Consider the following 14,367-nt stretch of genomic DNA (forward strand, 5'->3'; position numbering starts at 1 on the left):
AATACCAGCCGAATTTAAGGCTGCAGGGTTCCCCTGCAACATAGAATCTCCCACAATTAACCGCCCCCCCCTGTGGGAGCGAGCCTGCTCGCGATAAAAATCAAAAGGCCGAACGCAATACGAAAAAGCCGCCTCTACTAAAGAAGCGGCTTGCACCGATATTAATGCATGAACAACGCAATCAGAATAATGATCGGGATCGGTACACCGAGAAAGAACAGCAGTAATGAGCGCATGATGATTCTCCTGATTTAGCGAACTGGCGTGTTGGTAACGTAGGTGTCGGTTTCCACATACACCACGGCATCCCGGCGACGGCCGCCGAAGGTTGCGGCGAGGCTGGCAAAGAAGGCGCCGATCAACAGTGCAACGAACATCCACAAGGTCGTCCAGGCAGCGACTTTAGCGGCGGTGTCAGCGGCCTCCTTGGCGGTCTGTTTGGCATCGGCCACGGCTTTCTGCGTGCGGGCATAGACTTCATCCACACGACGCTCGGCATCGGCCTGGGACAGGTTGGTTCGCTGGGCTACAAGCTGTGCTAGGTAGGTGCGGTCCTCGGCAGACAGCTGGCCGTCGGCGATCGAGCGTACGAAGATGCGGGTCACAGTGCCCCGGGCTGCGTCGTCACTGACGGCGACCGGGCGATCATCGCGGAACAGACTGTCGATGTAATAGTCGTACTGATCACTGTCAGTATTGGCAGCCGCAGTGCCTGCCGCCTGCGTCATCGCAGAGGCTGCGCCACCGGCAACTTGCGCCCCGGCCTGAACGCCACCGCTGACTACACTACTGACCGACCCCGCTACCAGCGTCGCGGTCACCAGCGTCGCCACGCACCAGGCAAGAAAGCCGTGAGCCGTGTCGCGAAAGTAAACTTCGTCGCCATGCATGTAAGACCACTTCACCCGAAGACGCCCGGCAATGTAGCCACCGAGCCCGGACGCTACAATTTGCGTAAACGCCAGCCAGACGATCGTCGTGATCCCCAGGCTCTTGGCGCTCATGCCCTCATTGGCCCAAGGCGACACTGCGGAAAAACCCAGGCCAAATCCCAGCATCACCAATATAAGCGACAGCGCCGCCGCGGCCGCGGCCCCGGCGAAAATCGCGCCCCACGACACGCCAGACACGGCGGTCGATTCCTCCAGGCCGGCGGCATAGAAGCCATCATTGGATCTATTCATTGTTATGTCGCTCCAGGCAGTAAATATGGTGTTACAACTCTCGAATCAGCCGTTGCAGTCACCGTGCCAGTCCCGACTATTGATTAAATCCTTATATTTCAGCTAGTTATAAATATTGAACTTCCAATCCTCATGCAATATGCAATGAAGAGCCCAGGTCGACGGGATTTATGCATTAGCGCAGAGACCTTTTACCGCTCATGAACTTTTATTTAGTAAGCCGACAGGCAATTCTTGGCAAAATGCCGTTCACTTTGTATCGAACCGATTATCAGGCCAACCCATGACCCGCATCTTGACCATCGAAGACGACGCCGTGACCGCCCGGGAAATTGTCGCCGAATTGAGCAGCCACGGCCTTGACGTCGACTGGGTCGACAATGGACGCGAAGGTCTGGAGCGGGCGATCAGCGGCGACTATGACCTGATCACCCTCGACCGCATGCTGCCCGAGCTCGATGGCCTGGCGATCGTCACCACCTTGCGCAGCAAGGGCGTGGCCACGCCGATCCTGATGATCAGCGCCCTGTCCGATGTCGATGAGCGTGTGCGCGGCTTGCGTGCCGGCGGCGACGATTACCTGACCAAGCCTTTCGCCACCGATGAAATGGCCGCCCGGGTCGAAGTCCTGTTGCGTCGGCAGAACACCCGCACCGCCCAGGCCACCACCCTGCGGGTCGCCGATCTGGAGCTGAACCTGATCAGCCACGAAGCCAGCCGCGATGGGCAGATGCTCACGCTGCTGCCCACCGAGTACAAACTGCTGGAATTCCTGATGCGCAACACCGGGCAAATCCTCTCGCGGATGATGATTTTCGAGGAGGTCTGGGGTTATCACTTCGATCCGGGCACCAACCTGATCGACGTGCACATCGGCCGTCTGCGCAAGAAGATCGACCCACCTGGCAATGCCCCATTGATTCGAACCGTGCGAGGCTCGGGTTATGTCATTGCCGAACCCGTCTAAAGGCTGGCGTTCTTCCAGCAGTCGTCTGCTGGCGCTGTACAGTGCGTTGTTCGTGGCCTGGAGCGGCATCCTCATGGGGGTCATGTACTACGAGGTGTCCGCGTACCTGGACAACCTGGCCAAGCATTCGCTGATGCAACGTCAGCATCTGTTCTCACGTTTCCAGGGCGAGCAACTGGTGGACGCCCTCGCCGTCAGCATGACGTTCGACATTCGCGGCATCGACGCCTATGGCCTGTTCGATCGCGAGCACCGCTACCTCAACGGCGCCCTGCGCAGCATTCCCGAAGGTCTGCCGCTGGACGGCAAGATCCACATGCTCAGCGAATGCGCCGACTCGGACGACCCGACCCTGCCCTCCGACAGCTGCGACGCCGTGGCCACCCAGACCCACGACGGGCGCTGGCTGGTGCTGGTGCGCGACAACGGTTCGCTGTTTGCGGTGACCCGGATCATCCTCCACGCGTTGCTGTGGGGCATGACCCTGACCATCCTCCCGGGCATCGTCGGCTGGCACCTGCTGCGGCGCCGGCCACTGCGGCGCATCCGCGGGATTCAGGCCAGCGCCGAGGCCATCGTCGCCGGCGACCTGACCCGACGCCTGCCGCTGTCCAACCGCCGCGACGAACTGGACATGCTCGCCGCCATCGTCAACGCCATGCTCGAACGCATCGAGCGCCTGATGAACGAGGTCAAGGGCGTGTGCGACAACATCGCCCATGACCTGCGCACCCCGCTGACCCGATTGCGCGCGCAGTTGTATCGCATGCAACAACAGGCTGGCGAAGGCTCCAGCGAGGCGGCGCAGCTTGATCTGGTGCTGGCCGAGGCCGACACCTTGATGGCGCGGTTTCGCGGGCTGTTGCGGATTTCCGAACTGGAGGATCGCCAGCGTCGCTCCGGTTTCGTGCAGCTCGATCCGGTGTCGTTGCTGCAGGAGTTGCACGAGTTCTATCTGCCGCTGGCGGAGGACGATGGCCTGACGTTCACGCTGCAACTGCCGGAAACACTGCCATCGCTCAATGGTGACCGGGCACTGCTGTTCGAGGCGGTGGCGAACCTGTTGAGCAACTCGATCAAATTCACCCCGCCGGGCGGTCAGGTGATTCTGCGCGGGCGCAATGACAACGGACATACCCGCATCGAAGTCCTGGACTCGGGCCCGGGGATTCCCGAGGCTGAGCGGGTGGCGGTGTTCCAGCGTTTCTATCGCGCTGAAGCGGGCAATCTGAAAAGCGGTTTTGGTCTGGGGCTGTCGATCGTCGCGGCGATCGTCAGCTTGCATGGTTTCAAGCTGGAAGTGGGCAGCAGTGAAATGGGTGGTGCGCGGCTGGTGCTGGATTGTGAAGAGAGCTTGATTCCACAAACTTGAATCAAAAGATAACCCCCTGTGGGAGCGGGCTTGCTCGAGAAGGCGTCGTGTCAGGCAACATCATCGTTGACTGAAAATCCGCCTTCGCGAGCAAGCCCGCTCCCACAGGGATTGGTGGTGTGCTATCAAGCCGGGTAGTTAGCCCGCAACGCCTCCAACCCACCCTGATAAATCCCGGTAAACAACGCCACCACTTCCTCGTCACTCACCCCTACCGGTTCAAACTGCCCAGACCAGGTAACCCGCGCACCCTGCCCCAGGGCTTCCACCTTGATGGTCGCCAGGTATGCAGTGGCCGGAAACGGTGCCTGCAGAATCGAGTAGCTGTAACTCTTCGCTTCATTGTCGAACGCTTGCAGACGTTCGATCACCACACCGCCATCCGCCGTTTGCAGACTGCGCACACGACCGCCTTCGCTCAGTTCGCTTTTCGGGATGAAGGGCAGCCAATCGGGCAGCGAGTCGAAGCCGCCGATCAATTGCCAGACCTGGTCGGCCGAAGCCGGGATGTCGATGAATGCTGAGGTCGTTGCCATGAGTCAATGCTCTCCAGATAAATGAAATTCAGACGGCCATGCTGTCGACGACACCGCCGTCGACCCGCAGGGCCGCGCCGGTGGTTGCAGAGGACAGCGGCGAAGCGATGTAGGCGACCAGATTGGCCACTTCCTCGACCTGCGCCACACGCTGGATGATCGAACTCGGACGGGCCTTGCGCACGAAGGCGTCGGCTTCTTCCTGGACACTGCGCCCCGAAGCGGCGATCGCATCCTTGAGCATCTCTTCCACACCGTCGGTGAGGGTCGGGCCCGGCAGGATCGAGTTGACCGTCACCCCGGTGCCCGCCAGGCGCTTGGCCAAGCCATGGGACACCGCCAGGTTGGCGCTTTTGGTTACGCCGTAGTTGATCATCTCGGCAGGGATCGCCAGGCCGGATTCCGAAGACAGGAAAATCACCCGGCCCCAGCCCTGCTTGACCATGTCCGGCACGTAATGCCGGGACAGGCGCACACCGGAAATCACGTTGATTTCGTAGAAGCGCTCCCACTCGCTGTCCGGGGTCTCGAAGAAGTCCTCGGCGTTGTAGATGCCGAGGTTGTTCACCAGAACGTCGGCGCGAGGTTCGGCGGCGAACAGCTTCTGTGCGCCTTCAGCGGTGCCCAGATCGGCGGTCAGCCCGCGCAGTTGAGCGCCCGGTACCTGCTCACGAATGGTCGCCAGCGCCTGCTCCACCTTGGCCGAGTCGCGGCCGATCACTACTACCGTGGCACCTGATTCGGCCAGTGCCTTGCTGATGCCCAGACCAATGCCGGCGGTGCTGCCGCTGACGATGGCCAGTTTTCCAGTCAGATCGATTTTCATGTTCAAGCTCCAATGTTCGACAGAGGTGCTGACACCGTGAACTGCCGCGATAACGTTTGATTGCGTGGTCAGGAGTGACCGTTGAGCGAATCCTAGAGCGTGGCGATCCGACCGTCCAAGACATAATAAGCAGGAGTTGTGCCCCGAAAGGTCTGACCTGATTTACCTCAGCCCATCCAGTGTAGAAGCTGGAGCCCGATTTACTGGTTCCTGAGGAGCGAGCTTGCTCGCGATGGTCGTCAACGATAACGCGGGCGGCCTGACACCCCGCGGTGTTCTGGCGTTCATCGCGAGCAAGCTCGCTCCTACAGGGGATGCGGACATATCTGGAAGAGATGGCTCCATCTGAATTCAGCACTACGAGTGTTGGCCAAACGCTGACTAAGATGAGCCACACCTCCCAACACAAGCCGCGACGTTGCCCGCGGCGTACAAGAAACTGGAGATCGCTCGATGAACATTGCTGTCGCCTGTGAACACCCGCCCCTGCCCGATGCCTTGCGCGACGAGTTGAGCCAGTTGCTCGGCACCCGGTTCTCCACTTCGGCCAGTGTGCGCGAGCACCATGGCACCGACATTTCCGCTCTCGATCCGGTGCCGCCCGATGCCGTGGCTTTTGCCAACAGCCTGGAAGACATCGTCGCCATCAGCACCGCCTGCCACCGCCATGACGTACCGATGATCGTCTACGCAAGCGGCACCTCGCTCGAGGGCTGGCTGCAGGCGTCCCATGGCGGGGTGAGCATCGATGTGTCGGGCATGGACAAGATTCTCGAGATCCGCGTCGACGACATGGACGCCACCGTGCAGCCGGGCGTGACCCGCAAACAGCTGAACGCCGCCCTGCACGGCACCGGCCTGTTCTTCCCCATCGACCCTGGTGCGGATGCCTCGCTTGGTGGTATGGCCGCGACTCGCGCATCGGGCACCAACGCCGTGCGTTACGGCACCATGCGCGAGAACGTGCTGGGCATGACCGCGGTGCTGGCCGATGGTCGGGTGATCAATACCGGCGGCCGCGCGCGCAAATCTTCCGCTGGCTACGACCTGACTCACCTGCTGGTGGGCTCCGGCGGCACCCTGGCGACCATCGCCGAACTGACCGTCAAACTGCATCCGATTCCCGAGGCGATCTCCGCTGCGGTGTGTCGCTTCCCCAGCGTCGATCACGCCGTGCGCACGGTGATCCAGACCATTCAGCTGGGCGTGCCGATTGCGCGTATAGAACTGATCGACGCCCTGACCGTTCGCGCCCTCAATGCCTACAGCAAGACGCAACTGCCCCAGGCGCCGTCGCTGTTTTTCGAACTGCATGGCTCCGAGGCCGGGGTCAAGGAACAGGTCGAGACCGTGCGCATGGTCGCCGACGAACACGAGGGTCAAGACTTCGAATGGGCCGTGCACCCCGAGGATCGCAGCCGGTTGTGGCAGGCGCGGCACGAGGCCTATTTCGCTGCCCTCGCCCTGCGCCCGGGCTGTCGCTCGCTGACCACCGACGCCGTGGTGCCGATCTCACGCCTGGCCGAATGCATCGAAGCCACCGCCGCGGACCTGGCGGAAAACGGCTTGGTGGCACCGATCTTCGGGCATGTCGGCGATGGCAATTTCCATGCGCTGATCCTCGTTGACCCCAATGACCCGGACGAAGTGCAGCGCGCCGAAGCCGTGGCCCATCGCCTGGCCGAGCGGGCGATCGCCATGGATGGCAGCTGCACCGGCGAACACGGCGTCGGCCTGACCAAACAACATTTCATGGCCCTGGAACACGGCGCCAATGCGGTGGACGTGATGGCCGCGATCAAGGCCGCGCTGGACCCGAAACAGCTGATGAACCCCGGCAAGATCTTCCCCCGAGGCCGTGCGTTGCGCTGAGGCGCGATAGCATGGCGGCCGGAAGGAAACCGAGGGAGTCATCATGGAAATCCGTCAGATCAAATATTTCGTCGCCATCATCGATTGCGGCAGCCTGTCCCAGGCGGCGCGTCAGGTGCACGTCGCGCAATCGGCGCTGAGCAAACAGATGTCCGCACTGGAAGCCGAACTGGGTGCGCAGTTGCTCTATCGCAGTCACAACGGAGTGATCGCCAGCGAGGCCGGCAAGGTGTTCTACGAGTATGCCCAAGGCATGCTCAAACACCTCAGCGATGCCCGCGCGGCGGTCAACAGCAGCCCGGACGCGGTCAGCGGTTCAATTGTCGTGGCCTTGCCGCAATCGGTGGCGAGCATCCTCGCCATGCCGCTGATGCGTGCGGTCAAGGCGCGCTATCCGCTGGTGGCGTTCAACTTCAATGAAGAGCTGACCGGCAACGTCATGGATCAACTGGTCCATGGCCGGGTCGATCTTGCGCTGTTCACCTCCGAGGGCCTGCCGCCGCAGGTGCAGTTCAGCCCGTTGGTGGAAGAGGACTTCTACCTGATCCACATGGCCAACGACCCCGATGCGCCGCCAGCGGGAGAGGTATCGCTGGAACAGGCACTGGCACGGCCATTGGTGTTTCCCAGCCAGGCTCACAGCCACAGCACCCGCACCCTGGTGGAGCAGGCGGTGAAACGCCATGGCCTGTCTGTGGCCGAGATCGCGATGGAGGTCAATTCGGTGCACATCCTCAAGAGTGCGGTCGAGGCAGGTATCGGCCACACCATCATGCCGTTGAACCTGGCCATGCGCGAAATCGAGGACGGCCGCCTGGTGGCCCATCGCATCGCCGCCGATGGCCTGACCCGAACCCTGGGCATTTGCAGCTGCACCACAATGCCCGCCAGTCACCTGAAAAACTTGATCTGCGAGCTGATCCGCGACGTGGTCAACGAGCTCTGCGAAAACGGCGACTGGCCCGGAGGTCGACCGCTCTGACACGTTTCATGACCGCCCCGACAACAACAAGAAAGAGGCTTGAGATGAATTCACCTGAGATCGACGACAAGGCCCTGCACTCTGCCTATTGCAAAACCGCCTGGCGGATCATTCCGCTGCTGATCGTCTGCTACCTGGTCGCTTATCTGGATCGGGTCAACGTCGGCTTCGCCAAACTGCAGATGCTCGATGACCTGAAATTCAGCGACGCCGTCTACGGGCTCGGCGCCGGAGTGTTCTTCGTCGGCTACCTGATGTTCGAGATCCCAAGCAACATCGCCCTGCACCGGTTCGGAGCTCGCCGCTGGATCGCCCGGATCATGATGACCTGGGGCCTGTTGTCGGCGGCGATGATGTTCATCCAGACGCCGATGAGTTTCTATGTGCTGCGCTTTCTGATTGGCATCGCCGAAGCGGGGTTCTTTCCGGGGATCATCTTCTACCTCACCACCTGGTTTCCCAGTCACCGGCGCGGGGTGATGATTTCCCTGTTTATCGCCGCCCTGCCGATTTCCAGCATGCTCGGCTCGCTGATTTCCGGGTGGATCATGCAAAGCCTCGACGGCGTCGCCGGTTATGCCGGCTGGCAGTGGCTGTTCGTGATCGAAGGCTTGCCCGCGGTGTTCCTGGGGGCCGCGGTGTTTTTCCTGCTGCGCGACCGGATCGCCGATGCGCAATGGCTGAGCGCCGAAGAGAAACGCGGCATGCAGGCGGCGCTGGACCGCGAAGCCAGGGACAAGCCACAGCACTCGCTACGCGACGGTTTGCTCAATCCGAAGATCTGGCTGCTGGGCGCGGTGTATTTCTGTCTGGTGCTGGGGCAATACGTGATCAGCTTCTGGATGCCGACCATCATCCGTAACAGCGGCGTCGCCGAGCCTTGGGCCATCGGCGTGTTGACCGCGATTCCCTATTCGCTCGCGGCAATCAGCATGGTCCTGGTCGGCCGTAGCTCCGATCGCCATCGCGAGTACCGCTGGCACCTGGCAATCTGCGCCTGCATCGGCGCGGGCGGCGCGATCTTTGGCACCCTGTTCGGCAACAGTCTGCTGCTGGCCATGATCGGCCTGACGGTCGGCACCGCCGCGATGATCAGCAGCCTGCCGGTGTTCTGGGGCATGCCCACCGCCGTGGTCGGCGGCGCTGCGGCTGCGGCGGGGATTGCCTTGATCAATTCGCTGGGGAATGTGGCGGGTTTTTTCAGCACCATCGTTGTGGGCTGGTTGACGCAGATGACGGGCAGTACGCAGGTGGCTATGTACTTCATGGCTGGAGCGCTGGTGTTGGGGGGTGTGTTGGGTTTGAGCGTCTCCCGCCCCGGCAAGCGCCCGGCATCGACGGTGTCTGATCCCGTTCGAATTCCATAATCTTCATACAAATCCCGGGTGGGAGCGGGCTTGTTCGCGAAGAGGGAGTGTCAGTGCCGATGATGGCTGACACACCGCTTTCGCGAGCAAGCCCGCTCCCACATTGGGTGTGTGTCTTGCGCAGTATTTGTGTTCACCGAACATCCCCTGTGGGAGTGAGCCTGCTCGCGATGGCGGTGCCTGTGTTTAATGCATGTTTAACGACTGTCAGTCGTTACTTGATGAAAGCTACAGCGCCTTGCGTCATTGCCTACGGGTACGCCAGAATCCGCCGGCTTGTGCGCCTTGGGGGTGGGTTTTATCGTTTGGCGGTCGCTGAGAAATTGGCGATCGGGTTTGGTAGCCCAGTATTCCCAGACGCATAGCGCCACGTTAAGCAGAACAGTTTTTCTCTGCTCAAAATGGCGGTCATGCGTAGGGCATCTTCGGATGCGCCGGGTTTCTGGGATTGACCGGTCTACCAACCTGCGTATGGCTGCCACCCTTCGTTTGGTAGCGAAGGATGACGGCTCCAAATGCTAATAACCCCAGGAGCTTTATCAATGAAAAAACCAACACCCAACCCACCCGAATCCAAATCAATTCCCGCCGCTGCCAACATCCGCTCCACCCCTCGCAAACCCTCCACCATGTTCATCGTCGATCCCGAACTCGATGCCGAAACCCTGCTCGCCCATGCCTGCGAATCGCTGGCCTCGGCCCATGTCATGACCATGGATCTGGCGGACCTTACCGAGGGTCCGGGGCTCAACACTTTGCTGGGAATTGCGCAGGTGATCATGCTGGGTGAATTGGCGGTGAACCGGGCGCTGGATCGACTGGACCCACCATAAATTTTCGCCACACCGCAAATCCCTGTGGGAGCGGGCTTGCTCGCGAAGAAGGAGTGTCAGTGCCGATGATGTTGGCTGACACACCGCCTTCGCGAGCAAGCCTCGCTCCTACAGGCCATGTACCGAGACCGGAACAGGGTTTGGTGCTTTACTCAATGCATTCCACCCCCCAGCGAGCCCGCCACCATGAACCGCAACGACCTGCGCCGCGTGGACATGAATCTGTTGGTGATTTTCGAGACGTTGATGTTCGAGAAGAACCTGACCCGCGCCGGGGAAAAGTTGTTTCTCGGCCAGCCCGCGGTCAGTGCCGCGCTGGCGCGGTTGCGCGATCTGTTCGATGACCCGCTGCTGGTACGCAACGGTCGGGGGCTGGAGCCGACGCAGCGGGCGCTGGCGATTCTCAAGGAACTGCAGCCGGCGATGGACACGATTTCCGGTGCGGTCAGCCGGGCCAAGGATTTCGACCCGTCCACCAGCCGCGATGTGTTTCGCATCGGGTTGTCCGACGATGCCGAATTCGGCCTGTTTCCGCCCCTGCTCAAACAATTGCGCGAAGAGGCGCAGAACGTGGTGATCGTGGTGCGGCGGGTGAACTTTCTGTCGATGTCGTCGATGCTCGGCACCGGGGAGATTTCCGTCGGTATCAGCTACACCACTGAACTGCCGGCCAATGCCAAGCGCAAGAAGCTGCGGGATTTGAGCGTGAAGATTCTGCGCGGGGATAAACGCCCAGGCACGCTGACTCTGGACGACTACTGCGATCGGCCCCACGCGCTGGTGTCGTTTTCCGGGGATTTGACCGGGGCCATCGACACCGACCTGGCCCGTATCGGCCGCTCGCGCCGGGTGGTGCTGGCAGTTCCGCAGTTCGCCGGCCTGCGCTCGCTGATCGCCGGCACCGACATGCTCGCCACCGTGCCGGACTACGCGGCCGAAGCGTTGATCGACGGCAGCCCTCTGCTGCGTGCCGACGATGCGCCGTTCGAGATAAACCTGTCCGAACTGTCCATGGTCTGGAACGGCGTCAACGATAACGATCCGGCAGAACGTTGGTTGCGCTCGCGAATTGCGGAGCACATGTCGGCTCCACCGTCGGGGCGTTCAGCGAATTGAAATGCGGATCGGTCTCGCGCATGTAGACCGGCAGATCGGTCATCGGCGGCATGGCCGGGATCTCGAAGTAGATCTGCACGATCCAGCCACGGTGATAGCTGGCGTGATTGACCACGTGCAGGAACATCGCGCCGGCGCTCATGGTGCCGCTTTCCCCGGAAACGAAGGTGAACCGCAGGGGCTTGTCCAGCGAGGCGTCGGTCTGTCGCTCCGCCCAGTCGACGTACCAGCGATCGACGGCCTTTTGCGCCTCACGCAGATCCGAAAGCACGGGATGGATCAGGTCGTGGGAGGTTTTGAAGTTGTGGCCCCGCCCTTCGAGATGGGCCTGCCAGATGCGGTCGACGACGTAGATGTGGTTCAGGGTGCCAATGATGGTGCCGAAAACGCCGGCGCGTTGTTTCTCGACCTCCCCCGCGGGTAACTGCGCCAGGTTGTCGAACAGGCGCCGATTGGCCCATGTTCGGTAGTCGGCGAGCATGTGGGCAGTGCGTACGTTGATCATCAGATGTCTCCGATGGCGAAGAGCGCATTTCCCAAGGATAGCGCTAACAGAGACGGGCGGTGCGGGGGCTGATTACCGGTCATCAGTTCACCCCGCCTCCTGTAGGAGCGAGCATGCTCGCGATGGAGGTACGGACAACGCGGGGTGTCAGACAGCCAACGTCATCGTTGACGACCATCGCGAGCGTGCTCGCTCCTACAGGGTCCGTGTTACTCGGTCGGCCAGCGCCAGGCAGCTGGTCAGCCCCGGCGATTCGATACCGAACAGGTTGATCAGCCCCGGCACTCCGTGCTCCGCCGGCCCATCGATACGGAAATCGGCAGCCGGCTCGCCCGGGCCGCTGATTTTCGGGCGGATACCGCTGTAGGCCGGTTGCAGACTGTTATCCGGCAACCCCGGCCAGTAGCGCCGGATCGCCGCATAAAAACCATCGGCCCGTGCCGGATCCACGCGGTAATCGATTCCCGAGACCCATTCCACATCCGGCCCGAACCGCGCCTGCCCGCCAAGGTCGAGGGTCATGTGCACGCCGAGCCCGGCGCTTTCCGGCGCCGGGTACACCAGATGGCGAAACGGCGCACGGCCGCTGAAGCTGAAATAGCTGCCCTTGCACAAATACGCGGTCGGCACATGCCGAGCAGAAAGGCCTTCAATGCGGCCAGCCACCTCGGGCGCCGACAACCCCGCACAATTGATCAGCTCGCGACAGGTCAGAGTCATGGGTTCGGTACCGCCCATCTGCAGTTCAAACCCCTGCTCGATGCAGCGCGCCGACAACAGCGGCGTATGAAACACCAGCGACGCGCCATGGGCCTCGGCATCGCCTTGCAGCGCCAGCATCAGCCCGTGGGAATCGACGATGCCGGTGGACGGCGACCACAGCGCAGCGACACAAGACAGCTGCGGCTCAAGCGCCCGCGCCTGCCCGGCATCCAGCCATTGCAGATCATCCACGCCATTTTGCCGCCCTTGCTCCAACAGCTTTCCCAGGGCCAGTTGCTGCGCTTCATCGGTGGCGACAATCAGCTTGCCCAGGCGCTGATGACTCACGCCGCGCTCGTCGCAGTAGGCGTAGAGGCGTTGCTTGCCCTCCACGCACAACTGCGCCTTGAGGCTGCCGCCGGGGTAGTAGATTCCGGCGTGGATCACTTCGGAGTTGCGCGAGCTGACCCCGACGCCGATGCCTTCGCCGGCTTCGACCACGATCACCTCGCGCCCGCTCATGGCCAAGGCTCTGGCCACCGCCAGCCCGACCACCCCGGCACCTACCACCACGCTATCGATATCGACGCTCACCGTCCCCGCTGCCATCAAACCAGTCCCCGCTCCCGATAGTCGATGAGGCTGGAGAATATCGCCAACAGGAAGGCCATGACCACGAAGAAGATCAGCACCAGGAAATACGAACCGGTGAACTGCACGATCAGGCCGATCAGGATCGGCACGATGACGCCGGCCATGTTGCCGCAGAAGTTCATGGTGCCGGCCAGCACGCCGGTCTTCGAGGTGCCGCCGAGGATCGACGGAATGCACCAGTACATGCCGCACCAGCGGATGAAGAACATTGCCACGCACAGCAGACCGATGGCCTGGCTGGCCTGCGAGGTGTAGGCGGTGCCGAGCATGCAGAGTGCCGCCACCAGCGCCGAGCCGCTGAACATGCTGCGCATCACCAGGTTCGGCGAGGCACCGGTGGATTTCCATTTGTCACCCAGGTAGCCGCCGACCAATTCACCGACGAAACCGCACATGAAGATCAGGAAGGTCGCGCCGCCCATGCCGGAAATGTTCAGGCCGTGGGTCTGGTGCAGGTAGCTTGGCATCCAGGTCAGCAGGCCGTAGAACACGCTGAGGATGCAGCAGTAGCCAGCGAACATCGCCAATACCGAACGGTCCCGCAGCAACTCCTTGAACGGGATGCTGGTGACTGCGCCGGCCTTGCTCACCGTGGCGTTGCCGGCGGTGATGTGCGCAAGCTCGGCGGCGTTGACGCCCGGGTGTTCGCTGGGATGGTTGCGGATGTATTTCCAGGCCAGAACCCCGGCGAGCATGGTGCCGACGCCGGCGATCACGAAGGCGATGCGCCAGGAGTCGAACCAGGCGATCAGCCCGGCAATGATGATCGCGCCGAAGGCACTGCCCAGCGGCGCACCGCCGTCGACCAGCACCGCGCCGCGTCCGCGTTCGTTGGGCGTCAGCCAAGCGCCGTTGAGCTTGGCGCCGGCCGGCATGATCGGCGACTCGGCAACGCCCAGGCCCATGCGGGTGATCAGCAGGGTGATCCAGTTGTACGCACCGGCGGCCAGCGCCTGGAACGCGCCCCAGGCCACGGTCGCCACCACGATCACGCGGCGGGTGTGGAAACGGTCCAGCAGCATGCCGCCGGGGATTTGCATCAACGCGTAGGACCAGAAAAACGCGCTGAGCATCAGGCCTTCGAGGGCTGGGGGGATCTGGAACTCTGTGGAGATCATCGGCAACGCCACCGACAGCGAGGCGCGGTCGATGTAGTTGATGGCGGTCAGCATCAGCATGATGAGGAAGATCCGCCAGCGTACGGTGGTGGCTCGTTCGGTTGCGGACGCGGCTGGGATGGCCAGGCTTTCGGCACTCGGATTGTTCATGGAGGGGCGCTCTTATTGTTGTGGAAACAAGCGGCCCCACTCTAATCACGGCTCCGGGTGCTGAATAATGATGGGATCTGATTGGGGGATTACTGGCAGTCATCCCCCGGGATTTGTGTTGAATTCAAGGGCCTCTTCGCGGGCAAGCCTCGCTCCTACAGGGGGCGATGGCGTATTCCATTA

Annotated in this window: 13 protein-coding genes; 7 read left to right on the forward strand and 6 right to left on the reverse strand. The window is 61.9% G+C overall.

What is annotated here, in order from left to right:
• Positions 1–251: 251 nt before the first annotated feature.
• The gene (locus ACW9JE_RS21865; protein ID WP_224536391.1) at positions 252–1,184 is read right to left on the reverse strand and encodes a hypothetical protein; all 933 of its coding nucleotides are present in this window, start codon (positions 1,182–1,184) and stop codon (positions 252–254) included.
• Positions 1,185–1,467: 283 nt separating this feature from the next.
• On the opposite strand from ACW9JE_RS21865, the gene ACW9JE_RS21870 reads away from it, so the two are divergent.
• Entirely contained in the window at positions 1,468–2,151 is a 684-nt protein-coding gene (locus ACW9JE_RS21870; protein WP_224536393.1) for a response regulator transcription factor, read from the forward strand.
• Positions 2,129–3,523 (forward strand): sensor histidine kinase, encoded by a 1,395-nt coding sequence (locus ACW9JE_RS21875; RefSeq protein WP_224536394.1) that lies wholly within the window; start codon positions 2,129–2,131, stop codon positions 3,521–3,523. Before ACW9JE_RS21870 ends, ACW9JE_RS21875 begins: the two co-directional genes overlap by 23 nt.
• Positions 3,524–3,648: 125 nt before the next feature.
• Here the strand turns inward: ACW9JE_RS21875 and ACW9JE_RS21880 are convergent, their stop codons facing one another.
• Positions 3,649–4,059, reverse strand: coding sequence for an SRPBCC family protein (locus ACW9JE_RS21880; protein ID WP_457433913.1), 411 nt, complete (start codon positions 4,057–4,059; stop codon positions 3,649–3,651).
• Between the two features lie 28 nt (positions 4,060–4,087).
• Positions 4,088–4,885: an SDR family NAD(P)-dependent oxidoreductase gene (locus ACW9JE_RS21885; protein ID WP_224536397.1), complete on the reverse strand. Its 798-nt coding sequence runs from the start codon at positions 4,883–4,885 to the stop codon at positions 4,088–4,090.
• Between the two features lie 453 nt (positions 4,886–5,338).
• On the opposite strand from ACW9JE_RS21885, the gene ACW9JE_RS21890 reads away from it, so the two are divergent.
• The 5 genes from ACW9JE_RS21890 to ACW9JE_RS21910 all read left to right on the forward strand — a co-directional run bounded on the left by ACW9JE_RS21890 (position 5,339) and on the right by ACW9JE_RS21910 (position 11,055).
• Positions 5,339–6,757: an FAD-binding oxidoreductase gene (locus ACW9JE_RS21890; RefSeq protein ID WP_224536399.1), complete on the forward strand. Its 1,419-nt coding sequence runs from the start codon at positions 5,339–5,341 to the stop codon at positions 6,755–6,757.
• A 43-nt stretch (positions 6,758–6,800) separates the two neighbouring features.
• Positions 6,801–7,739, forward strand: a complete 939-nt coding sequence (locus ACW9JE_RS21895) for a LysR substrate-binding domain-containing protein (protein WP_224536400.1) — start codon at positions 6,801–6,803, stop codon at positions 7,737–7,739.
• A gap of 44 nt (positions 7,740–7,783) precedes the next feature.
• Complete coding sequence (locus ACW9JE_RS21900) at positions 7,784–9,106, forward strand: MFS transporter (protein ID WP_224536402.1); 1,323 nt, start codon at positions 7,784–7,786, stop codon at positions 9,104–9,106.
• Between the two features lie 542 nt (positions 9,107–9,648).
• On the forward strand, positions 9,649–9,939 hold the full coding sequence (locus ACW9JE_RS21905) for a DUF6124 family protein (protein WP_224536403.1): 291 nt from the start codon (positions 9,649–9,651) through the stop codon (positions 9,937–9,939).
• A gap of 186 nt (positions 9,940–10,125) precedes the next feature.
• Positions 10,126–11,055: a LysR substrate-binding domain-containing protein gene (locus tag ACW9JE_RS21910; protein WP_457433914.1), complete on the forward strand. Its 930-nt coding sequence runs from the start codon at positions 10,126–10,128 to the stop codon at positions 11,053–11,055.
• Here ACW9JE_RS21910 and ACW9JE_RS21915 read toward each other — a convergent pair.
• From ACW9JE_RS21915 to ACW9JE_RS21925, 3 genes are all read right to left on the reverse strand, one after another.
• Entirely contained in the window at positions 10,967–11,560 is a 594-nt protein-coding gene (locus tag ACW9JE_RS21915; RefSeq protein WP_457433915.1) for a DinB family protein, read from the reverse strand. The genes ACW9JE_RS21910 and ACW9JE_RS21915 overlap by 89 nt on opposite strands.
• A gap of 195 nt (positions 11,561–11,755) precedes the next feature.
• Positions 11,756–12,856, reverse strand: coding sequence for an NAD(P)/FAD-dependent oxidoreductase (locus ACW9JE_RS21920; RefSeq protein ID WP_457433917.1), 1,101 nt, complete (start codon positions 12,854–12,856; stop codon positions 11,756–11,758).
• 14 nt (positions 12,857–12,870) lie between these two features.
• Positions 12,871–14,184: an MFS transporter gene (locus tag ACW9JE_RS21925; RefSeq protein WP_457433916.1), complete on the reverse strand. Its 1,314-nt coding sequence runs from the start codon at positions 14,182–14,184 to the stop codon at positions 12,871–12,873.
• Between the last annotated feature and the right edge of the window lie 183 nt (positions 14,185–14,367).

It is taken from the genome of Pseudomonas sp. SDO55104_S430 (assembly GCF_054070595.1).